The following is a 23433-nucleotide window of genomic DNA, read 5'->3' as shown; positions in this document are numbered from 1 at the left end:
TTCTATTTGAGTGGTTGAATTCATTTTTAAATTAATAAACCCAAACAATATTTTAATAATTCAGAAAATATTTACAAATCAGAAAATTACTAGTATATTGAGTACTATCATATTACTGGGAATTCATTTTAAGACTGATAAAAAGTGACTCAAAAGCGTTTTGTGAGGGAATAATACAGTATAAGAAATGGATGATAAAGCCTAGGGAAGGTGAATTTATCATGAGTAAAGCAAAAAATTTAATTAATGAAGATGAGGAGTATTTCGCTAAGTCAGGACGTATTAAATATTATCCTTTAGCTATTGATTATGGCTATGGTGCGACGCTAGTAGATGTAGATGGAAAGGAATATATAGATTTATTATCAAGTGCAAGTTCGCAAAATGTGGGGCATGCGCCTAAGAAAGTCACAGATGCTATTAAAAAACAAGCAGATAAATTTGTTCATTATACGCCAGCATATATGTATCATGAACCACTTGTACGTTTATCAAAGAAGATTTGTGAAATAGCTCCTGGAGATTTTGAAAAAAGAGTAACGTTTGGTTTAACTGGATCTGATGCTAATGACGGTATTATTAAGTTTGCTCGTGCCTATACCGGACGTCCCTATATGATTAGTTTCACAAACGCATACCACGGTTCAACGTTTGGCGCTTTATCGATGTCAGCTATTAGCTTAAATATGCGAAAACACTATGGACCATTACTTAATGGTTTTTATCATATTCCATTTCCAGACAAATATAGAGGGATGTTTGAACAATCAACATCTAATACAGTGGAAGAATATCTTGCGCCTCTCAAAGAAATGTTTGCGAAATACGTTCCAGCAGAAGAGGTCGCATGCATTGTAGTAGAGACAATACAAGGTGATGGAGGCTTACTTGAACCTGTATCAGGTTATTTTGAAGCCCTACAAGATTTATGTCACCAGCATGGTATTTTAATTGCAGTTGACGATATTCAACAAGGATTAGGACGTACAGGTAGATGGAGTTCTGTGGATCATTTTAACTTTACTCCTGATTTAATTACTTTTGGAAAGTCTCTAGCTGGAGGTTTACCAATGTCAGCTTTGGTAGGTCGTAAAGAAATTATGGAAAGCCTTGAAGCGCCAGCCCATTTATTTACTACAGGTGCCAACCCTGTTAGTTGTGAAGCGGCATTAGCTACATTAGAAATGATAGAAGAGGAAGATTTATTAACCGCTGCCACTGAAAAGGGGAACTACGTACGTCAGCGAATGAATCAATGGATGACACAGTTTGAGAGTGTAGGAGATGTACGAGGTGTTGGATTATCAATAGGTATAGATATTGTGTCTGATAAGGAAATTAAGACACGAGATTCAGAAGCAGCATTGAAAATTTGTAATTATTGCTTTGAGCATGGAGTTGTAATCATTGCAGTCGCAGGAAATGTATTGAGATTTCAACCACCACTAGTAATTACTTATGAACAACTTGATACAGCACTCGATACCATTGAGAATGCACTTAAAGCATTGGAAAAAGGTAACTTAGATCAGTATGAAATTACCGGTCAAGGATGGTAATGAATCAAAAAGATTCTCATTTTATTAAAACTAAATGAGGATCTTTTTTTTTATAAAAAAGGCACAAGTGCTGTAAAAACAACACTTGTGCCACTTAGTATTTATTATTTCGGTGCGTGATATTCTTCTTCATCATTTTTCTTAGAGTGTTTCAGTCCATAAAGTAAGTAAATAACAATACCTACAACGAACCATATTAAAGTATATAATTTAGCTTCAAAGCTTAGTCCCCAGAATACAAGTAATACGAGTACAAATGTTATAGCTGGTAATACTGGATATAATGGTAATTTGAAATCTGGTTTTGGTAAATCCTTACCTTCACGTTTTCTTAAGCGATACATTGCCAGTGATACAAACATAAATGCTACGAGTGTACCTGCAGAAATTAATTGTGCTAAAAAGTTGAATGGGAACATTGAACCTATTACCACACCAATAATTGTTAAAATAAGTAAAGCTCTGTTTGGTAAGTGCTTATGATTTAATTGACTTAACCATGAAGGTAGTAATCCGTCGCGACCAAATGAATACAATAATCGTGATCCGGCTAACATCATACCGATTAAAGCAGTGAACATACCGATAACTGAAATCGCTTGAACCACTGCCGCTATAATTCCATGGCCACTTTTACGTAGAGCCCAACCTACTGGTTCAGCATTGTCTGCATATTGTGAGTAATGGAACATACCAACTAAGACTAATGCCACGGCTACAAATAGTACAATGGCTACTGCAAGAGAACCTAAAATCCCTCTAGGCATTGTTTTTTGAGGGTTAATAGCTTCTGCAGAGTTTGCAGCAATTGAATCAAATCCAATATATGCTAAGAAAATCATTGATACACCAGCATATATACCTTGCCATCCACCAAAATCACCTGATTTTGTAACTTTGTGCTCAGGCACAAATGGTACGAAGTTACTAAAGTTGATTGCTGTTAAACCAACAATGACAAATAAGATAATTGCCAAAACTTTAAGTATAACTAGGATATTTTCCATGCGAGCAGCTTCAGTCACACCGCGAGAAAGTAATAACGCAGTTAATATAATTACGACAGCAGCGATGATGTCTATTACACCGCCTTTATTGCCGAAAGTATTCGACAACGCGTTAGGTAATGTGATACCAATCGGGGCGATAAGACCTCTTAAGTTAGCTGAAAATCCGGAAGCAACAAAGGCTACCGCAATAAAGTACTCAGCAAGTAATGCCCATCCAGCAACCCATCCGAAGAATTCTCCAAATAATACATTAATCCATGAATATGCTGATCCTGCGAAAGGCATGGTCGATGCCATTTCAGCATATGTAAAAGCTACAAGACCAGCCACTATAGCTGCTAATAGGAACGATAAAGCTACTGCTGGACCGGCGTGCTCTGCAGCAACAACTCCTGGTAGAGTGAAAATGGATGTAGAAACAATTGTACCGACACCTAACGCAAGAAAGTCACGAACACGTAATGTGCGTTTAAGGTGTCCATCTTTATTTTGATAAATTGTTGGATTCTCTTTACGAGTAATCCGGTTAAAAAAACTAGACATAATAAACCTCCACTTACTAATAAGACATCTATTTCGAGCAGTCATGGTGTTTATAGAGATTGTTATAGTCCTTATATAAACAACACGAGTGACCAGCTATTTCTAATAATTTATATCATAGCATAGAATTTTCTTATTTTGTCTAAAAATTCTGAAAAATTAAAGCTTTTCTATCTCTTTTTTGATGAATAAATCAAATGTAAGCATTTCACGAAATGATAAACTTGATTATATCAGATATACAAAAAATAAAAATAGAATTTTTAACGAAATTTTTACCAATATTTTACAAATTACATTTAAGGGTTATAAAACGGATAAATTAACATTCTATAGTGGCAAGGTGTAAAATATGATTGAAAAAATAGAAATGAGGTGGTAGCTATTTCATTAGACAAATATCTCACACAAAATATTTATCAATTTAAAGAGATGGCTATTGCATTGACATTTGTTGGTGGATATATAGATGCTTATACCTTTTTAGAACGTGGAGGCACTTTAGCAGCGGGTCAAACTGGTAACCTCATCTTTCTAGCTTCTGAAGTCTCTCATCATAACCTTGATGGTGGATTGTTAAAGATTATTTCAGTTATCTCATTTATGATAGGTGTCATGTTTGTTTCATTAATACATGCGAAAATAGCTACAAGATATTGGCGTCTTATCGCTTTACTACCAATCACAATGAGTAGCATCACAGTGGGTTTTATACCTGCATCAATACCGAACATCTATATTATTCCACCTTTAGCATTTAGTATGGCCATGCTTACTACTGCGTTTGGTAAAATAGAAGGTGAAGGATATGCTAACACATTTTCAACAGGTAATTTAAAAAAAGCTGTGATTGCGCTAAGTGAATTTATTATAAATAAAGACAAAGTACAATTGAGTAAATCATTGCTTTACATTAGAATAGTAATAAGTTTTGTTGTGGGGGCTATTATATCTGCGTTACTTCAAAAATATATGGGAATCTATACAATTTTAATAGCTGCGTTCATTTTAATTAGCGTTTTAATATTTTATAGCTTTCTGATTTATCGCAGAGAACGTAATATTCAGTAATATTAATTTGCATAAGGATGAGTAAAGAAATGGAAATTAAACAGATAAAATATTTCGTAGAAGTCGTTCGCCAAGGGGGGATGACACAAGCGTCAGAACATTTATATATTGCTCAATCAACGATTAGTAAAGCTATAAAAAATATCGAGAATGAATATGATATTACTTTATTCGATCGTTCTCAGAAACAAATTAAATTGACAGATATTGGCCAAACATTTTATGACAATAGTCTAGAATTTTTGGCTCTATTTGAGAAACTATCATTAGAAATGAACGATGTAGTCAATGTTCAAAAGGGCCATATTAAGATAGGACTTTCACCCATGATGAATGTTCAAATGTTTACAAATGCGCTTAATCAATTTCACAAGTTATACCCTAATGTGACATACGAAGTCATTGAAGGTGGAGGGAAAATAGTAGAGAACTTAACTGCTAATGACGATGTAGATATAGGTATAACAACGTTGCCTGTGGACCATTCATTATTCCATTCTGTTTCCTTATACAATGAAGAGTTATTACTAGTAGTCAGTAACGATCATCATCTCTCAGATATGGAAAAGGTAGACCTAGCAGAATTAAAAAATGAAGAATTTGTATTGTTCCACGATGATTATTATCTTAAAGATCAAATTATAGAAAACTGTAAACGTATAGGTTTCTATCCTAAGACAGTCGCTAATATCTCACAAATTAGCTTTATTGCTAACATGATTCAACAAGGTATAGGTATTAGTATTGTACCTGAAAGTTTAGTACGTTTAATGGGAGATAATGTAACGTCCATTCAATTAGAAAATGTAGAACTCTCATGGCATTTAGGTGCCATATGGAGAAAAGATGCTTATTTAAATTATGTAACACGCCAGTGGATAGACTTTATTTCAACACTCCAACCAGTTAAATAAATTTTAAACGCGACTTCTAATTAATTTGTTAGAGGTCGTTTTAGTTTATAAGAGAATATAAAATTAAAGAAAAATGTTTCCATAACGCGTATATTATTTACCACGATTTACGATTAAAAGATCTCATAGCTATTGATATATTATATTTTTCTATATATAAACCATTCCTTTTAAGAATACTTATAATCGTTATTATGTATTTTATTAATACATGTTTTCGTACTATAATTAATTATGTAATAAAGTTAGTCACTAAATAAAACATTTTGAACAAATTGTAACAATTTCGTCACTGAAATAATGATTTTATAACTAAGAACAATTAAAATTCTAGTTATTTTAATGAAAATATTATAAAAATAAAACTAAGCACATTAATTGTGTCACTTTATTGCGAAGGAGTCGTTAAAATGAAAAAATTTAGTAAAAAAGTTGTATTAATTGGTGATGGATCAGTAGGTTCTAGCTATGCATTTGCTATGGTTACTCAAGGGATTGCAGATGAATTTGTCATCATTGACATTGCTAAAGATAAAGTAGAAGCAGACGTGAAAGATTTAAATCACGGCGCACTCTACAGTGCATCACCAGTCGTAGTAAAAGCTGGGGAATATAGCGATTGTAAAGATGCAGACTTAGTTGTCATTACAGCAGGTGCACCACAAAAACCAGGAGAAACACGCTTACAACTTGTTGAGAAAAACACTAAAATTATGAAAAGTATTGTATCAAGTGTAATGGATAGTGGTTTCGATGGTTTCTTCCTAATCGCAGCTAACCCTGTTGATATTTTAACTCGCTATGTTAAAGAAGTCACAGGCTTACCATCTGAACGCGTTATTGGTTCAGGTACTGTTCTAGATAGTGCGAGATTTAGATATTTAATTAGCCAAGAGCTAAATGTTGTGCCATCAAGTGTACATGCAAGCATTATCGGTGAACATGGTGACTCTGAACTTGCAGTTTGGTCTCAAGCAAATGTTGCAGGTATCTCAGTATTTGATACTTTAAAAGAACAAACAGGCAGTGAAGCTAAAGCTGAAGAAATATATGTGAACACTAGAGATGCTGCTTACGATATCATCCAAGCTAAAGGTTCTACTTATTATGGTATAGCTTTAGCGCTTTTACGAATTACTAAAGCATTATTAAATAACGAAAATAGTGTTTTAACTGTATCAAGTCAACTTAATGGGGAATATGGACATAAAGAAGTTTACTTAGGTGTCCCAACATTAATTAACCAAAATGGTGCAGTTAAAATATATGAAACACCTTTAAGCGATAAAGAGAAACAATTATTTAAGCAATCAGTTCAAACACTTGAAGAAACTTACGACTCAATTAAACATTTAGTATAACGCATGCTTAAAATTCAAAAGAAATAAAGAAATTAAATTTTTGAAAGGATATGAAATGAATGGCTGACAAACAATATTCAGCAGCAGATATGGTAATTGACACTTTAAAAAATAATGGAATTGAATATGTATTTGGTATTCCGGGAGCAAAAATTGACTACTTATTCAATGCATTAGAAGATGATGGTCCAGAATTAATTGTTACACGTCATGAGCAAAATGCTGCAATGATGGCACAAGGAATCGGACGCTTAACTGGTAAACCAGGCGTTGCACTTGTAACGAGTGGTCCAGGAGTTAGTAATTTAACAACTGGATTACTTACTGCTACATCTGAAGGTGATCCAGTATTAGCAATCGGTGGTCAAGTTAAACGCAATGACTTATTACGTTTAACACATCAAAGTATTGATAACGCAGCACTATTAAAATCATCTACAAAATATAGTGCTGAAGTACAAGACCCAGAATCTTTATCAGAAGTGATGACTAATGCCATGCGTACAGCAACGTCAGGTAAAAATGGTGCAAGTTTTATTAGTATTCCACAAGACGTTATCTCTTCACCAGTTGAAGCTAAAGCAATTTCACTTTGTCAACAACCTCAACTTGGTGTACCAGCTGAAAAAGATGTTCAAGCAGTCATTGATGCTATTAAAAATGCAAAATTCCCAGTTTTATTAGCTGGTATGAGAAGTTCAAGCCAAGCTGAAACAGAAGCAATTCGTCAGTTAGTTGAAAAAACAAATCTCCCTGTCGTTGAAACATTCCAAGGTGCAGGTGTGATTAGTCGTGAATTAGAAAATCACTTCTTCGGTCGCGTAGGTCTCTTTAGAAACCAAGTTGGTGATGAATTATTAAGAAAAAGTGATTTAGTAGTCACAATTGGTTATGATCCAATCGAATATGAAGCAAGTAACTGGAATAAAGAATTAGACACTAAAATTATTAATATCGATGAAGTTCAAGCAGAAATTACAAACTACATGCAACCAGTCAAAGAATTAATTGGTAATATCGCTGGTACAATTGAACTTATTTCAGAACATGTTGATGAACCATTTATTAATCAAGATCATTTAGATGAACTTGAAAAATTAAGAGCAGAGATTATTGATGCTACTGGTATTAAAGCGACGCATAAAGATGGTGTGATGCACCCAGTTGAAATCATTGAATCTATGCAAAAAGTTTTAACAGATGATACTACAGTAACTGTAGATGTTGGAAGTCACTATATTTGGATGGCACGTAAATTTAGAAGCTATAATCCAAGACATTTATTATTTAGTAACGGTATGCAAACACTTGGAGTGGCACTTCCTTGGGCAATTTCAGCTGCACTTGTCCGTCCTAACACACAAGTTGTCTCTGTAGCTGGTGATGGTGGTTTCCTATTCTCAGCTCAAGATTTAGAAACAGCTGTACGTAAAAACTTAAACATTATTCAATTGATTTGGAATGATGGACGCTATAATATGGTTGAATTCCAAGAAGAAATGAAATATCAACGTTCTTCAGGTGTAGACTTTGGTGCCGTTGATTTTGTTAAATATGCAGAATCTTTTGGAGCAAAAGGTTTACGTGTATCTAACCAAGAAGAGTTAGAAGCAGCTATAAAAGAAGGTTATGAAACAGATGGTCCTGTATTAATCGATATCCCAGTTAACTACGAAGATAATGTTAAATTATCTACAAACATGTTACCGAATGCTTTAAATTAATTTGAAAGCGTATGTGTTTGTTAAATCATTTTCCAGGATATAAAAAAGAACGCATTCTAGAGAGATAGGTCATCTTTAGTTTGCGTTTCTTAAAGTAATAAGAAATGAATATTAATAGGAGTGAAAAGTAATATGACTAATGTATTGTACCAACACGGAACGCTAGGAACTTTGATGGCAGGTTTATTAGAAGGAACTGCTTCAGTTAATGAGTTACTAGAACATGGGGATTTAGGTATTGGGACACTTACAGGTTCAAATGGTGAGGTCATTTTTATAGATGGTAAAGCTTACCATGCAAATGAACATAAAGAATTTATTGAATTAACTGGCGATGAAATGACACCATATGCTACAGTCACTCAGTTTAAGGCAGACAAAAATTTCAGTATTTCAGATAAAAATCAAGACGATGTTTTTGATGAAGTTAAAAAAGAGATGACAAGCGAAAATATGTTTTCTGCTGTGAAAATTTCAGGTACATTTAAAAAAATGCATGTACGTATGATGCCTGGTCAAGAACCACCTTATACACGTCTTATTGATTCAGCACGTAGACAACCTGAAGAAACACGTGAAAATATCAAAGGTTCTATTGTTGGATTCTTCACACCAGAATTGTTCCATGGGGTGGGTTCAGCAGGATTCCACATTCACTTTGCTAATGATGACCGCGACTTTGGTGGTCACATATTAGATTTTGAAGTAGATAATGTTAATGTAGAGATTCAAAACTTTGAAACGTTTGAACAACACTTCCCAGTAGATGCGAAATCATTTACTGACGCTGAAATTGACTATCAAGATATTGAAGATGAAATTAGAGAAGCTGAATAACAAAAGTGAATCCCAAAGGCGATAGATAAATGTCGCTTTTGGGATTTTTTATGAATTAATATTGAATTATAAATCTTTGGTTTCTGTAAATTTAAGATGATAAGCCTTTAAGAAAGTATAAACTGTATCTAGATAAGGCGTGTTAAGTTTATGAAATCTAGCCTTTTGATAGATATACCCCTGAATAGCTTCAACCTCTAAAGGTTGCTGATTTAAAACATCATAATACATACTTGTTCCCATTTCATCAGGATAACCTTGATAAATCTTCATAATGTCATCGATTGTCAGATCTGGAAAATGAATCCCCTCTGATTGAGCAACTTGTAACCCATCGTTAAGAATAGAACGACATATTTCTTTCATGTGTGCTGATTGTAATATTTTAGCGGGTTGATGCCCTATAGCAGTAATTGAATTAATTCCCAAGTTAACAAGAAGTTTATACCAAATTTTATTTTGGATATCACTTTCTAAAATAAGTTCAATCTTAGAAGAAGAAAGCTGCTGTTTTAACTCACGAGTATCTGATGAGTCTTGTAGATGTAAGCGATAATCACGAAAATGAGTGATTTTATCGTTTCTTTTTTGACCACTAATATAGACAACAGCTTGATAAACATGTTGGTAAGGAATATGTTGTGATTGACCATAACCATTTTGGGCTAAGATTATAAGTGAATCTTTATGGGCTATAGTTGGTAATTGCTTAATGACGTTTTGAAGTTGATGTGTTTTAACAGCGATGATTATGACATCGAATGAATGATGCGTGTGATCGTATGAAACAACATCAACGTTTTGTGCTTGAGAAGTATTTTCCGGGAAATAGGTCATTGTTTTATTATGGCGACCAATGAGTTGTGTATCAGGTAAGACAGCTTTTAATTCAGCAGCAATCGTTGTTCCAACAGCCCCTGGACCAATAACGGCAATTGTCATAATATATTTCTTTCCTTTCTTGGTGCAATTCATTATACTATTGCTAATAATAAAGGAAATTGAGGTTGAAATGAATTGAAAACATTAAGTCAATTGATAAAGATGAAAGACGAGCAAACTAAAATTTCTATGGTAACAGCTTATGATTTTCCGAGTGCAAAGCAAGCAGAACAAGCTAGGATTGACATAATCTTAGTTGGAGATTCACTTGGAATGACCGTATTAGGATACGAAAGTACAGTTCAAGTGACCGTTGAAGATATGATTCATCATGGAAAGGCTGTGAGAAGGGGCGCACCTAACACATTTGTAGTTGTTGATATGCCTATAGGGACTGTAGGTGTATGTGATGAAGATGATTTGAAATATGCACTTAAACTTTATCAAGCAACACAGGCGAATGCTTTAAAAGTAGAAGGTGCACATCTTGTTTCATTTATTCAAAAAGCAACACGTATGGGTATTCCCATTGTTTCTCATTTAGGACTTACACCACAAAGTGTTGGTGTGATGGGATATAAATTACAAGGGGGAACGAAGGAAGCGGCAGTACAACTGATTGAAGATGCAAAAGCTATGCAAGAAGCAGGCGCAGTGATTCTAGTATTAGAAGCAATTCCAAGTGATTTAGCTCAAGTCATTAGCCAACAATTAACGATACCAGTGATTGGCATTGGCGCTGGGAAAGAGACTGACGGTCAGGTATTGGTTTACCATGATCTGTTGAATTATGGTATAGATCGACAGGCCAAATTTGTAAAACAATATGCTGACTTTTCAGTTGGTGTGGATGGTTTAAAACAATATGATAATGAAGTGAAGTCAGGTGAATTCCCTTCAGAAGCTCACACTTATAGGAAAAAGATTATGAGCGAGGTCGACATCAATGACTAAAATCGTTACAACTATTAATGATATGCAAGAGATTGTGAAGTCATACCGTTCTCAAGGGAAGACAATAGGCTTTATACCTACAATGGGAGCATTACATGATGGTCACTTGAAAATGATGCGTATGTCAGTTGAGAACAATGATGTAACAGTCATTAGTATATTTGTTAATCCTTTACAATTTGGACCGAACGAAGATTTTGATGCATATCCACGTCAAATTGACCAGGATGTTAAAGCTGTAGAAAGTATTAATGTTGATTACGTCTTTTATCCTAGTGTGGAGGAAATGTACCCTGATCAGTTAGATATTACGCTTAAGGTAGGACGTTTAGCTGAAGTGCTTGAAGGTGCACAACGACCAGGGCACTTCGAAGGAGTAGTCACAGTAGTAAATAAACTATTTAATATCGTTAGTCCTGATTATGCTTATTTTGGGAAAAAGGATGCGCAACAGTTAGCAATAATTGAAAAAATGGTTAAAGATTTTAATCATCCTATTCAAATTGTTGGTGTCGATATTGTACGTGAAGAGGATGGGTTAGCTAAGAGTTCTAGAAATGTATACTTAACTCAAGAAGAACGAAAAGAAGCTATTCATTTAAATAAAAGTTTGCAAATTGCACGTGATTTATATGAAAAAGGTGAGAGGCAAAGTTGTGTCATCATTCAAAGTATTACTTCTTATTTAAACAACAATACTAGTGGACACGTTGATGAAGTAGCTATCTACAGTTATCCAGAATTAGTTGAACAGAAATGGATGAGCGGACAAGTTTTTATTTCATTAGCAGTTAAATTTTCAAAAGCACGTTTGATAGATAATATGATTATTGGAGAGGGCAAATAATGATAAGAACGATGATGAATTCTAAGATTCATAGAGCGAGGGTCACGGAGTCAAACTTAAATTATGTAGGTAGTATTACGATAGATTCGAATATCTTAGATGCGGTGGATATTTTACCTAATGAAAAGGTCGCTAATGTGAATAATAATAATGGTGCCAGATTTGAAACATATGTTATTGCTGGAGAACGTGGAAGCGGTAAAATTTGTCTAAATGGTGCAGCTTCTCGTTTAGTAGAAGTGGGTGATATCGTCATTATAATGACTTATGCACAATTAAATGAAAAAGAAGTTAAAAATCATTCACCCAAAGTAGCAGTTATGAATGAGTACAATGAAATTATAGAAATGATACATGAGAAAGAGAACTCGATTGTGCCATAAAAAAGCAATACCTAAAACTTAAAGATATATGAAAGATTATTGCTGAGTTACTAATGAGTAGCTCGGCAATTTTTATATTAAAAACTAGGATAACACTAATATTATTATATAAATATAAAATTATATAGATAACAATATAAATATGGTATATAATCTAAAATATCTTAATAGTGGAGGTCCAAACATCTATGAATTGTCCTAAATGTGGCCAGAATATTCAACCAGAAGACGTCTTTTGCGGTAACTGTGGTACTAAGCTTCAATCTGTTACTACAGAAACTACTGGGATAACATCATCAGAAACTACAAATAAAGAGACATTAGATAAACGAACTAAAGAAACTAAGGAGCATGTACAATCAACACTTACGGATGTTAATCATCATCAAAATATTAATCAATCTGTAGTCAATCAAAATGATACACATCATCCTGTTAATCAAACATTTGAACAGGCACGTACAAATGAGAAAGATTTTCTTAATGAATTAAAAGAATTTTTTATTAATGCTTTTAAACGACCAGATCAAGTTATTAAAGATAATCAAACATTTAGTTTTAGAATACTGATTACTCTTATTGTTGCAGGACTACTGTTGATAAGTTTATTTACTACTATGCTTATTCCGAGTCAAGTAGGTTTATTTGAAATACAAAAAGAAGATATCTTACTTAGATTTGTTTTAAGTTTAGCTATTATCTTAGCAATTCATATTGGAATTACATATGCGGTGGTAAGATTAACAGTTATTCCTGAAATCAAGTTCAATAAATTATTATCAGATTATGTAATCATCAATACGTTTACAGTAGCTTTATTAATTTTCTCAGGAATAATTTTTGCATTAAATTCATATAAATTTGCGGCACTTATTTTTATTGTTATGTATCTATTTTTTACAATATCACCCGCGTATATCCTCGGGAAATATAGTTCATTGTATGAAACTAGAATTTCAGGTGTTTACGGCGTGATTATTTTGATATTTGCTTTAGCCATCATAGCTTTAATCTTTGGGGAAAACGTGATTGAAAGTGTAGTAATGCAAGACTTAAGTAGATTGTTCGGAAGAGTGATTTAATTGAGATTTTGTAAATATTGTGGAAACCCATTGAATCCCAATCATAAAGTATGTACACGTTGTGGTAAACCTACAGGTTACTCTGAACAGTCTATGTCTAGAAATGATGTACGTCTAGCTTATCCCCCAGGGCGTTATAGTGATGCTTATCAATTTAAGAAACCGAATAAACCATTAATTATTATTTCAATTTTAGTAGCAGTCATCGCCATTACTTTAATAAGTGTGTTCATATTTTTAAAGCATCAACTGTCTCCAGAACAAAGTGTGGATCAAATTTCAGATGCACTTAAGAAAGAAGACCATCGTCAACTTTCTAAATTACTCACTTCTGATGGAAAGAAGCTTAATGATAATCAAGCACATGCATATCTTCGATTTTTAAAAAATGAAGGAAAATTAAATGAACTTTCTCAAGATTTAAAAGATAGTCTGAAAAATTTGAAGACGTCTAAAGCTAAGACGCATACAATAAGTATCAATCAATTAGCAATTATTAAAATAGAGAAAAATGGTAAACGTTTTGGAGTGTTTGACCATTACACGTTTAATATTCCTAAATATTCTATAGCAATGTATTCACATGATGATGGAAAAATTAATTATGATTACAATGGTCAAACTCATACTATCAATTTAAAAAAGGATGAATCCGTTGAAGTAGGCACATTTCCACTTGGTAATTATCAACTCGATGCCAAAAAACAAGTTGGTAATCAAACATTCAAGGGTAATATAACTATTTTAATGACACCAGCACGTTCTATCGTTAAGGAGAATTTTAAAGAAAAACGCTTTATGATTAAGCCTAATCATACTTATAAAGTAAATGATATTAAGTTGTTCATTAATGATAAAGTTGATGAACGTTTCGATGAAAATAAAGTATATGGACCATACAATTCAAATGATAATATTGTGGTTCATTTAGAGGGAAAAATTGGAAAACATACAGTTAAGACAAATAGTGAACGTGTAGGATTGCCGGAAGGAACTGAAGAGTATAAGACAATCGAACTATCTTTTAATAGTGAAGAAATCAATAAATACGAAGATGAATCTAATGAGTCTGATGACTCTAGTGGCTCTGATAAAGATGACAAAGAAAAGAAAGATAGGGACGATGGCGACAAAGGTACATCTGAAGATCATAAAAGTAAAGATGATGAGGATAAAGAAGATAAAGAAGATAATACTGAGAAAAGAGTGAAGGCTGACTTAACGCAAACAGAAGCGATAAATATCATTAAGAAGTATGAAAATGATAAATTTGAAAGTAAAGATTATTCTTTTGAGCTGCAACCCTACCAAAGTAGGGATGAAAATATCGTAAAGGTAAAGAATAATAAAGGGAAACTTGTTTATACATACCGTATTAACACTCCAATTAAATTTATATATAAAACAGACTCTGACAACAACTACATTTCATCAGGAGTCTATGAAGGAATTTAATTACTAAAATAATTTTTAAAAGATGAGCTTTAGGAAGCTTGGGCATAAAATTGTCTTAACTTCCTAAAGCTTTTTTATTTAGTTTTTAGCTTTCAAATCTATTTCTTTAATATAAATTGAATTTGTTAACTAAAGATAATATGAAACCAATGTACTTTGTATGGCTACTAATTAAAAATTAAAAATAAAAGTAATCAATAAAATTTTTGAAATTACTATAGATAACAATATAAATGTAATGGTATAATTTTCAAAGATTTCAAAAATTTGAAAATTGGGAGGGAATTTTATGCATTGTCCAAATTGTGGAAATCCAATTGAAGCGGACGATTTATTCTGTGGGGAATGCGGACATAAAATCGAAAAAAAATCAAAAGCTGTTCATTCTGCAGAATCAGAAATATCCAATGCGGAATCTAAAGATTCGCAAAACGATTCAACAAGAAACTACAATGAAGTATCAAATCTTTCTAAGCAACAAGATAAAACACAAGGTAATCAAAATTCAGAAAGTGATAAACATCAATCAACTACTAATGTTGAAAAGCAGCAAGTTTCATCAACACCACATCATACTACTAATGAACAACAAAGTCCCGAGCAACATCACACACCTACACACGAACACTATTTACACAACTCCAATCAACACACTAGACAACATTCAAGCCAATTTAGTGAACAAGCAAAAGAAGTGACTCAGGAAAGCAAAGGCTTCTTCAAGAGTGCATTTGTATCGCCAGATCAAATGATTAAAAATAATCATACATTTAGTCTTAAATTAATATTTTCTCTTATTATTGCTGGTTTACTCATCATTGCACTTTTATTGGGAGCGGTGATTCCGACTGAAATTATTTATATTGGCACTTCTAAAGGGACAATCATTTTATCAAGTCTTGTCGGAATAGTATTCTTCTTAGCGATTTTGGTAGGTGCAACATATTTAATCACTCGCATTGTAGTGAGACAACCTATTTCATTTAAAAAGGTGTTATCTGACTACGTATTAATTAATAGCGTATCTGTTGCTGTTATGATGATATCAATTATTTTATATATCTTACATTCATATAGATTCGCGTCGTTTATATTGATGTTATCAATCATTTTATTGGTAGTTTCTGGAGTGTATTTAATTGCAAAATATAGTACAACTCATGATACAAGAATATCTAGCTTTTACGGAGTAGTTATATTTATTATTATCACTTTTATAATTGTAAGTATTTTTGGAGAATCATTCTTTAATCAAATATTTGGAAATTTGATTGATCGTTTAAGTGATATATTTGATGGAGGTATGGATTATTAATGAAATATTGTAGCAATTGCGGAAAGCCTCTTCGTGATGGAGTGAAAGTTTGTACGAACTGTGGAACACCGGTTTATCAACAAGGAAGTAATCAATCACATCACCAGTATCAAAATGACAATAACTATAACCACCACTCAAGAAATGATAATAAGAAAACATGGATTATTGCCTCTATTATCATTGTTGTAATCATCGCACTGATAGCGTTATTCTTAATTTTAAAAAGTCAATTTTCACCGGAAAAGCAAGCATCCCATATTTCTCATGCAATTAAAAAAGACGATGCGAAAGCTTTATCAAAAGAAGTTACTTCAGGCGCAAATAGTAGTCATTTAAGCGAAGAAGAAGCTCGTGCGTATTTAAATTTTATTAAAGAGGAAGACGATTTGACGAATGTAGCCAATAACATCGAACAAAATGCTGAAGAGGTTAAAAATAACCATTATAGAAATACAACTGTCGATGCTAATGGAAATAACATATTAAATATTTCTAAAAATGGTAAGAAATTTTTATTTTTTGATGATTATCAATTTAATGTTCCACAGCATTCAGTGAGCTTATTGGCAAGTAATAGTGGGAAGGTAACATATCAATTTGGGGGAGAGAAGCATTCGATATCAGTCGATGAAAATGAAGAAAAAGAACTAGGAACTTTCCCAATAGGTAATTATAATTTGAAAGCTACTAAGAATATTGATGGGAAAAAATTTAAAGGTGCAATCACTATTGATATGAGCGACAATACATCAACTGCTTATGAATCATTTAAGCAAAAGCGTTTTAATGTTTATGTAGATAATGGTTATGCTTTAGATCATATTAAGATATATGCAAATGACAAGGAAATAGGGGATGAATCATCTTCAGAAACATACGGACCTTATGACCCAGATGAAGAAGTTGTGGTGCATGCAGAAGGTACATATGAAGGAAAAACCTTTAAATCTAATTCTGTAAATGTTGCTAGTGCTAGCGATGAAGATGGTGGCGTCACAGATGTTGATTTAAAATTTGATGAAGATGACATAGATAAATACGTAGAAGATGATATTGAAAGTGACTCAGACATGGATTCAGATGAGGACGATTCTGGTTCAGGAGAAGTTACTCGTGATAATGTCATTGATAAAGTTGAATCTTATGAAGGACATAAGTTAGATACAAGTGAGTATACGTATAAAGAACCTGAAAAAACAGATGACGGTAATTGGGGTTTTTCATTTACTGATAAAGATGGGGATTTAGCAGGCTCATATACTGTAGATTCTGAAGATGGAGAAGTTACAGAATATGATGAAAATGGCGATGAAGTTGGATCAGGTTATTAATAGTTAATATAAAGCACTAACATAAGTAAGAAAGCTAAAGATGACGTAAGTTATCGTTTATAGCTTCGCTTGCTTAAGTTAGTGCATTTTATTTATTGAGGTATAATTGGGATAATTAATTGAGAATCATAGTTAGCACCAGTATGAATATAGTGATGTTCTTTATTAACTGTTTCATGATGTTCATAACGTGTACTTAAACCAGGAGAGCTAGTGCCTTTAATTATTTCATTTCCTTTTACAACTACAACAAGCGTTTCACCTTGTTTAAAGTAAGTACTTGAAGGTAAAATTTCTATTTCGATTGGTACAATCTCGCCTTTTTTCAATTTTAATTCTTGTTCGTGTTTATGCCATGGTTGTATAATAGTAGATTTTTCATCATCTAATTCACGGTGAGATACTCTTAACCAACCTGTAGCAACTTGTCCTTGTTCAATATGGTTGAAGTCAGGGAAATTAACTTCATTACCTTGTCTATCTAATTTTTTAATACCTGCGAATATATCCATATCATCTGCTTCGTTAGAAGAAACCCATAGTTTTAAATTGATATTTCCAGTTAACTCTGTATCTTCAGAAAATGTATATGTGAAACGTAGTGACTCATTATCTTTTTCAGAGTGATAGTGTGAAACATGAGTTTGTTTTGGTTTATCTAAATTGAGGGAATGATTCTCTCCGTCTAGATATAGAGCTGTATATTGTGTATTAGGTATAGGGAAATCAGATGCTTCACGATAATGTCCTTGATAGAACTTCTCACGGACTTCATAAGTCACAGTTGGGGTATCTTTCCAATCGTTGTCCTCTTTTTTAAGGTAATAATCAAAGAATAACTTTTGCTTCTCTAAATTTTCACGCGCATAATAGCTTTCCCACTCTTTTCGACCATGAACATATAACCATTTATTAACTGAGCTTGCTTGTTTAAAGCCTTCAAATGTACCACGATTGTGTAAACCTTGTGTAGACCAACTGGCACAAGTAAATAACGGAATTCGAATTTGAGGAAGAGGTACTTGACGTGCTTTCCAATAGCTATCAAAAAGTGTGTGATCTTTTTGAGCTTGGATTAAATCTTCAATATTTGGATTATTTGGCCATCTAGCGAAAATGCCTTGAATCCGAAAACGGTAAAATCCTGTATCAGGAATTCCGCCATGAAAAGCGACCTCTCTATACATATCATTTAATCCTTCCCAAGGAATCATAGCTTTTAAGTGAGGAGGATTGAGGGAGGCTACCCACCATTGAGTCACTGCTAAATAAGAGACTCCATTCGTTCCAACATTACCGTTGGACCATTCTTGTTGTGACGCCCATTCAATGACTTCATAATAATCTTTAGCTTCACGTTTTGACCAAGGTGATAGAACGCCATTTGAACCTGAACTACCTCTCAGTGCTACTTTGACTACTACATAATCATTTGGTACCCAAAATCCAGGATCAGGGGATTCCTCAGGTGTAAAACTAGATGTTGCTATATTACCTAAGGTAGGCCATTTTGCCCCCATGTTAGTGATTTTAGGTTTGTTATCTTTACCATATGTGTCTGCTGACATGACAACTGGAAAACGACCTTCCTTGTTAGGTCTAAAAATATTTAAATATAGAGTTTCACCGTCTTTCATGATAACTTTTACATCTTTTTCCATTATCATCTCTTGATTACCATATTGAACGCTATCTACAACGATATAATTGAGCCCTTTATGAACATCATTAACATCAGTTACATTTAATTCTGGATTACCTAATAAATGATTCATTAATGTGACCTCCTTTTATTGAGAATGGTTTTCAATACACTTTCATCTTACTAAGCGTGTTTATAATTAACAATAATCATTTTCTTAAGTTTGTCTAAAACCCAACAGAATGCTTATAATTGTGGAAAGAGATAAAAAGAAGGTGACAAGATGTCTCAAGATAGAAGAGTAAGAAAAACACAAACTGCAATTAAAGATGCCCTCATTAAATTATTAGAAAAGAAGCGTTTTGAAGAAATTACAATTCAAGAAATATCTGATTTAGCAGACGTAAATAGAAGTACATTTTATACTCACTTTATAGATAAATATGACTTATTAGATAAGATGGAAAATGAGAAAATTGATGAAATTAGAAGTTTTCTCGAGAGTAGTAAGAATGATGACGAACTGAAAATTTCAGAAAGCCAGTTAAGAGAGACAATGGATTTTGTGATTAATAGTATAGGAGAACATCTAAATTTCTATAAACTTATGTTTAACTTAGGTAAAGAGTCCAATTTACATGAAAAATTATACGAACTATTAACTGGGCACTTGAATCATGTAGTTAACGATAATGATAAAATCGGAGATATTCCATTTCCGTATTTTATGAGTTATGTCTCAGGCGCTGGTTTATCTTTAATACGTCATTGGGTTGAGGATGAAAATAGAATTTCAAAAGAGGAATTGATTCAACATTTTTATGAAATCGTTAATAATGGTCCAGCAACACTTATAAGACGAGAAAAGGGAATTTAATATAATATAGATAAAAAGTGACACATCTCTACATTGTGAAGTTTGTAAGAGATGTGCCACTTTTTTAATTTGCATGAATATGATTAATTCATTTGAGAATAATCTTGGCCGTTAAGCATCCAACGCACACCATATTTATCAGTAAAAGTTCCCATTTTACCGCCCCAGAATTGCTCTTCTAATGGCATTTCAATGTTGATAGATTCGTGATCTTTAATTTTATTGTAGAAATTCTCAACACGTTCAGTATCTGTTTTATCATTAGTATCAAAATCAATTAATAAAGAAATACCATTATTTATATTATCTACACGTCCAAAAGAATCAGAACATAAGATTTTAACACCTAAAATCTCAAATTCTGCATGCATCGTTGCTTCTTCACCTTGTTCTTTTGTTAAACCGAAATTTTCAGCTTGTTCTTCGCCTACTGCTAATCTGTTTACATTAGTTGCTCCAAAGACGTCTTCATAGTATTCAAGTGCATCTTTTGCTTTATCAAATGATAAATATGGATGTAATTGTGTCATATATTTTAACCCCTTTTTTATGAAATATCTTTCTAACGCAATCTTACTATATATTTTTAAAAATTCTAATATTATGATTATATGAAAGTGTCGTCTATATTTGACATTTCTAATGTTGTCATATATATTTGACATTAACAAAGGATATTGAGGAGTGAAACGAGATGAGTAATTTTAATGATTTGATGCTTAATTGGATCACAAGTACCTCTACAAAAAAGGATGAAAGAGAAAAGTCAGAACTTAACCAAAAACTAGCAAACATGTTTGCTATTAACTATTTGGTTACAGTTATAACAATTGTATTCTTTACAATTATTGATATGTATCATCATACAATTACAATGCATACGATAGTGTTATTTGCCGTATTCTTTATATTTAATATTATACTTATCATTAACTTTGGTAAGAATAAACATTTTGAGGAAGCCGCATATTCACCCAATGAATATAATAAACTAATAAGAAGATATAGTATCTTGAGTGTTGTATTTATGGTTTATTTTGGTGTTTGCATGACTCTCATCGGTGTGATAATAGATTATTTATGGAATGATCCCATTGATTGGAGCGGCCATTTACTGAATGGGCTTATTTCAGGAGTAATATTTGGTGGCTTAATGTTTTGCGTCTATTTAGTTAAGCTTAAAAAGGAATACTAGTTTGTTAAATAATAAATATGAACACAAGTATAGTTGATTAAAAAAGTAAATTGTTTTAGTAATTATTACTTTGATGATAGACAACCTCTCTTTATACATCATGTTATTATATAATAAAGTTAATATATAATAAAAATGTGTGTTAAAGGGAGGTTTTATTATGATTGAAGCGGATAAAATTTTGGCAAAAATGAAAAACCAGAAGATTAATTACGATAGAGTACTAAGAAAAATGATATCTCAGTGGCAACGTGATGGGGAACGCCCACGTATCTTATTACATAGTTGTTGTGCACCATGTAGCACATATACTCTAGAATTTTTAACTCAATATGCTGATATTGCAATTTACTTTGCGAACCCAAATATTCATCCCAAGAATGAATATCTAAGACGTGCTAAGGTTCAAGAACAATTTGTTAAAGATTTCAATAGTAAAACAAATAGCAATGTCGAATACATTGAAGCAGAATATAAACCACATGAATTTATGAAGATGGCTAAAGAGAAAGGGCTAACTGATGAGCCAGAGGGTGGATTGAGATGTTCAGCATGCTTTGAAATGCGATTAGAAATTGTAGCTCAAGCAGCTGTTGAATATGGTTACGACTATTTTGGAAGTGCCATAACACTCTCTCCAAAGAAAAACGCACAACTTATTAATGAACTAGGAATGGATGTTCAAAATATTTATAATGTTAAATATTTGCCTAGTGATTTTAAAAAGAATAAAGGGTACGAACGTTCAATTGAAATGTGCAAAGACTATCATATATTTAGGCAATGCTATTGTGGTTGCGTCTTTGCTGCAATGAGACAGGGTATTGATTTTAAACAAATTAATAAAGAAGCAAAGGCATTTTTACAACAATTTTAATTAATATAAAATCCCAAATGTACAGATAATATTTAAGACAATACTATCTTATTACATTTGGGATAATTTTTTTGAAACTATATCATTCTGTGTATAAATCTAAAAATCGCTAAGCCTGCTATTGCAATCATTGAGATAAGTGAGAATATCTTAAACTTTCTACTTTCCGTCTTTGTTTCTGATTCTCCTGATTCCATCATTTCACGCAGTTCACGTTCAATATCTAAATCGAGGTCTGTTTTACGGTAACCATTCAAACCTATTCTGTCATCATTAGATTGATGATTGGGCTTTTCAGAAATCGTTTGTTGGTTAGTTTGAGATGTTGTCTCTTTCTTCTCATCACTCATATTGTTGCCTCCTAAATTCTTGAAACATATACTTTTCTTTAGTATAAATCGTAAATATTATAAGTAAAGAAATTTCAGGAGTATTAACTAAACGTTCATTTTTTTGAAATATTTCAAAGTGTTATAATCATTTAAAATTTATGCGTCTAAACCAATAATATCGCTTATGTTTTGATATCCATTTTTAGATAAATATTTAGCAATGTCTCTATTCATTGACTTAGTTAAACCTGGACCTTCAATGACTAAAGAAGAATAAATTTGTAATAAAGAAGCACCATTTCTTAACATTTTAATTGCGTCTTCAGAGCTAAAGATTCCACCAGTTCCGATAATTAAGAATTTACCTTTAGTTTGTTGATACGCGTATTTAACGAGTTTTAAATTACGTTCGAATAAAGGTTTACCACTTAATCCGCCTTCTTCAGTTTTATTCTTAGAAATTAAACCGTCACGTTGACGAGTCGTGTTAGCTAGTATAACGCCATCAAAAGTCTTAGTTATGGAAGGTAAGATGTTTTTGAATCCTTCAAGTTCCATATCTGAAGTTAATTTCAAGAATATAGGTACGTTGATATCATTTTCAGATTTAAAAGTAGTGAGTGCTTCGCAAAGCATCGTGAATTCATCTTTATCATGGAAATTCTGTAAATTCTCAGTGTTAGGTGAGCTGATATTAATTGTGAAGAATGTCACGTCATTCTTAAATGTATCGATAACTTTTATATAATCTTGATAACGGTCTTCGTAAGACGTCTTCTTATTAACACCCACATTTAATCCTACTGGGATCGTATAGGCATGACGACGTAAATGACTAAGTGCTTTATTCATCCCTATATTATTGAAGCCCATACGATTAATTAACGCGTCATCTTCAATTAAGCGATACATACGTGGTTTAGGATTCCCTGGTTGCGGTTTAGGGGTAATACCACCTAATTCTATGGCTCCAAAGCCAACATGCTCTAATGCTTTAGGTACTTCACAAGATTTATCGAATCCTGCAGCGAGACCAATGGGATTATTAAATTTGATGCCATGAATGGTTTGAGAGAGTGATGGGTGATTGTAATTAAAAATTTTGTCCATGATAGGATAAATTTTCGGAACTCTTTGTACCATTTTCAATGCATCAATGGTAAGGCCATGTGCTTTTTCAGGATCTAATTTAAATAATAAAGGTTTAACTAATTTATACATGTTAACGCTCCTATTTCA

At 32.7% G+C, this 23433-nt stretch carries 22 protein-coding genes; 16 read left to right on the top strand and 6 right to left on the bottom strand.

Annotated elements, in window-relative coordinates:
• Nucleotides 1–221 precede the first annotated feature (221 nt).
• Nucleotides 222–1559, top strand: coding sequence for an aspartate aminotransferase family protein (locus MHI13_RS20555; RefSeq protein WP_002432561.1), 1338 nt, complete (start codon nt 222–224; stop codon nt 1557–1559).
• Between the two features lie 104 nt (nt 1560–1663).
• On the opposite strand, the gene MHI13_RS20550 is transcribed toward MHI13_RS20555, so the two are convergent.
• Nucleotides 1664–3112 carry an APC family permease gene (locus MHI13_RS20550; protein WP_030059074.1) on the bottom strand — a complete coding sequence of 483 codons (1449 nt, stop codon included), beginning with the start codon at nt 3110–3112 and terminating at the stop codon, nt 1664–1666.
• A gap of 375 nt (nt 3113–3487) precedes the next feature.
• On the opposite strand from MHI13_RS20550, the gene MHI13_RS20545 reads away from it, so the two are divergent.
• From MHI13_RS20545 to budA, 5 genes are all read left to right on the top strand, one after another.
• Complete coding sequence (locus MHI13_RS20545; protein ID WP_002432493.1) at nt 3488–4183, top strand: YoaK family protein; 696 nt, start codon at nt 3488–3490, stop codon at nt 4181–4183.
• 29 nt (nt 4184–4212) lie between these two features.
• Complete coding sequence (gene cidR / locus MHI13_RS20540) at nt 4213–5097, top strand: cidABC operon transcriptional activator CidR (protein ID WP_002432944.1); 885 nt, start codon at nt 4213–4215, stop codon at nt 5095–5097.
• Nucleotides 5098–5507: 410 nt separating this feature from the next.
• Nucleotides 5508–6458 (top strand): L-lactate dehydrogenase, encoded by a 951-nt coding sequence (locus MHI13_RS20535; protein ID WP_064210751.1) that lies wholly within the window; start codon nt 5508–5510, stop codon nt 6456–6458.
• A 59-nt stretch (nt 6459–6517) separates the two neighbouring features.
• The gene (alsS, locus tag MHI13_RS20530) at nt 6518–8182 is read left to right on the top strand and encodes an acetolactate synthase AlsS (RefSeq protein ID WP_002432635.1); all 1665 of its coding nucleotides are present in this window, start codon (nt 6518–6520) and stop codon (nt 8180–8182) included.
• A 132-nt stretch (nt 8183–8314) separates the two neighbouring features.
• Nucleotides 8315–9019 (top strand): acetolactate decarboxylase, encoded by a 705-nt coding sequence (budA, locus tag MHI13_RS20525; RefSeq protein ID WP_002432571.1) that lies wholly within the window; start codon nt 8315–8317, stop codon nt 9017–9019.
• A gap of 66 nt (nt 9020–9085) precedes the next feature.
• Here the strand turns inward: budA and MHI13_RS20520 are convergent, their stop codons facing one another.
• On the bottom strand, nt 9086–9961 hold the full coding sequence (locus tag MHI13_RS20520) for an oxidoreductase (protein ID WP_002469895.1): 876 nt from the start codon (nt 9959–9961) through the stop codon (nt 9086–9088).
• A 75-nt stretch (nt 9962–10036) separates the two neighbouring features.
• Here MHI13_RS20520 and panB point away from each other — a divergent pair, with 75 nt between their 5' ends.
• The 7 genes from panB to MHI13_RS20485 all read left to right on the top strand — a co-directional run bounded on the left by panB (nt 10037) and on the right by MHI13_RS20485 (nt 17271).
• The gene (gene panB / locus MHI13_RS20515) at nt 10037–10855 is read left to right on the top strand and encodes a 3-methyl-2-oxobutanoate hydroxymethyltransferase (protein WP_064210750.1); all 819 of its coding nucleotides are present in this window, start codon (nt 10037–10039) and stop codon (nt 10853–10855) included.
• Nucleotides 10848–11702, top strand: a complete 855-nt coding sequence (panC, locus tag MHI13_RS20510) for a pantoate--beta-alanine ligase (protein WP_002432476.1) — start codon at nt 10848–10850, stop codon at nt 11700–11702. The genes panB and panC overlap by 8 nt, the downstream gene beginning before the upstream one ends.
• On the top strand, nt 11702–12085 hold the full coding sequence (gene panD, locus MHI13_RS20505) for an aspartate 1-decarboxylase (protein ID WP_002432724.1): 384 nt from the start codon (nt 11702–11704) through the stop codon (nt 12083–12085). Before panC ends, panD begins: the two co-directional genes overlap by 1 nt.
• Before the next feature lie 188 nt (nt 12086–12273).
• The gene (locus tag MHI13_RS20500) at nt 12274–13167 is read left to right on the top strand and encodes a zinc ribbon domain-containing protein (RefSeq protein ID WP_002432610.1); all 894 of its coding nucleotides are present in this window, start codon (nt 12274–12276) and stop codon (nt 13165–13167) included.
• Nucleotides 13168–14622: a TcaA second domain-containing protein gene (locus MHI13_RS20495; protein WP_064210749.1), complete on the top strand. Its 1455-nt coding sequence runs from the start codon at nt 13168–13170 to the stop codon at nt 14620–14622.
• 289 nt (nt 14623–14911) lie between these two features.
• Complete coding sequence (locus tag MHI13_RS20490) at nt 14912–15937, top strand: zinc-ribbon domain-containing protein (protein ID WP_064210146.1); 1026 nt, start codon at nt 14912–14914, stop codon at nt 15935–15937.
• Nucleotides 15937–17271, top strand: coding sequence for a zinc ribbon domain-containing protein (locus tag MHI13_RS20485; RefSeq protein WP_002432671.1), 1335 nt, complete (start codon nt 15937–15939; stop codon nt 17269–17271). The genes MHI13_RS20490 and MHI13_RS20485 overlap by 1 nt, the downstream gene beginning before the upstream one ends.
• A 92-nt stretch (nt 17272–17363) precedes the next feature.
• On the opposite strand, the gene MHI13_RS20480 is transcribed toward MHI13_RS20485, so the two are convergent.
• Nucleotides 17364–19046 carry a CocE/NonD family hydrolase gene (locus tag MHI13_RS20480; protein WP_064210147.1) on the bottom strand — a complete coding sequence of 561 codons (1683 nt, stop codon included), beginning with the start codon at nt 19044–19046 and terminating at the stop codon, nt 17364–17366.
• 150 nt (nt 19047–19196) lie between these two features.
• Here MHI13_RS20480 and MHI13_RS20475 point away from each other — a divergent pair, with 150 nt between their 5' ends.
• A complete protein-coding gene (locus MHI13_RS20475) occupies nt 19197–19790 on the top strand; it encodes a TetR/AcrR family transcriptional regulator (RefSeq protein ID WP_002432797.1) in 594 nt (197 codons plus the stop codon).
• Between the two features lie 83 nt (nt 19791–19873).
• Here the strand turns inward: MHI13_RS20475 and MHI13_RS20470 are convergent, their stop codons facing one another.
• Nucleotides 19874–20320, bottom strand: a complete 447-nt coding sequence (locus MHI13_RS20470; RefSeq protein ID WP_002432211.1) for a VOC family protein — start codon at nt 20318–20320, stop codon at nt 19874–19876.
• Nucleotides 20321–20484: 164 nt separating this feature from the next.
• On the opposite strand from MHI13_RS20470, the gene MHI13_RS20465 reads away from it, so the two are divergent.
• Together MHI13_RS20465 and MHI13_RS20460 are read left to right on the top strand one after the other, a co-directional pair.
• Nucleotides 20485–20985 carry a hypothetical protein gene (locus MHI13_RS20465; protein WP_002432547.1) on the top strand — a complete coding sequence of 167 codons (501 nt, stop codon included), beginning with the start codon at nt 20485–20487 and terminating at the stop codon, nt 20983–20985.
• 160 nt (nt 20986–21145) lie between these two features.
• The gene (locus MHI13_RS20460) at nt 21146–21862 is read left to right on the top strand and encodes an epoxyqueuosine reductase QueH (RefSeq protein ID WP_002432766.1); all 717 of its coding nucleotides are present in this window, start codon (nt 21146–21148) and stop codon (nt 21860–21862) included.
• 77 nt (nt 21863–21939) lie between these two features.
• Here the strand turns inward: MHI13_RS20460 and MHI13_RS20455 are convergent, their stop codons facing one another.
• Together MHI13_RS20455 and MHI13_RS20450 are read right to left on the bottom strand one after the other, a co-directional pair.
• Nucleotides 21940–22212: a hypothetical protein gene (locus tag MHI13_RS20455; RefSeq protein ID WP_002432954.1), complete on the bottom strand. Its 273-nt coding sequence runs from the start codon at nt 22210–22212 to the stop codon at nt 21940–21942.
• A gap of 138 nt (nt 22213–22350) precedes the next feature.
• A complete protein-coding gene (locus tag MHI13_RS20450; protein WP_002432787.1) occupies nt 22351–23415 on the bottom strand; it encodes a quinone-dependent dihydroorotate dehydrogenase in 1065 nt (354 codons plus the stop codon).
• Between the last annotated feature and the right edge of the window lie 18 nt (nt 23416–23433).

The organism is Staphylococcus sp. FSL K6-0223 (assembly GCF_038008285.1).
Note: the sequence above shows the minus strand (reverse complement) of the source record. Positions and strands in the feature narration are given on the sequence as shown.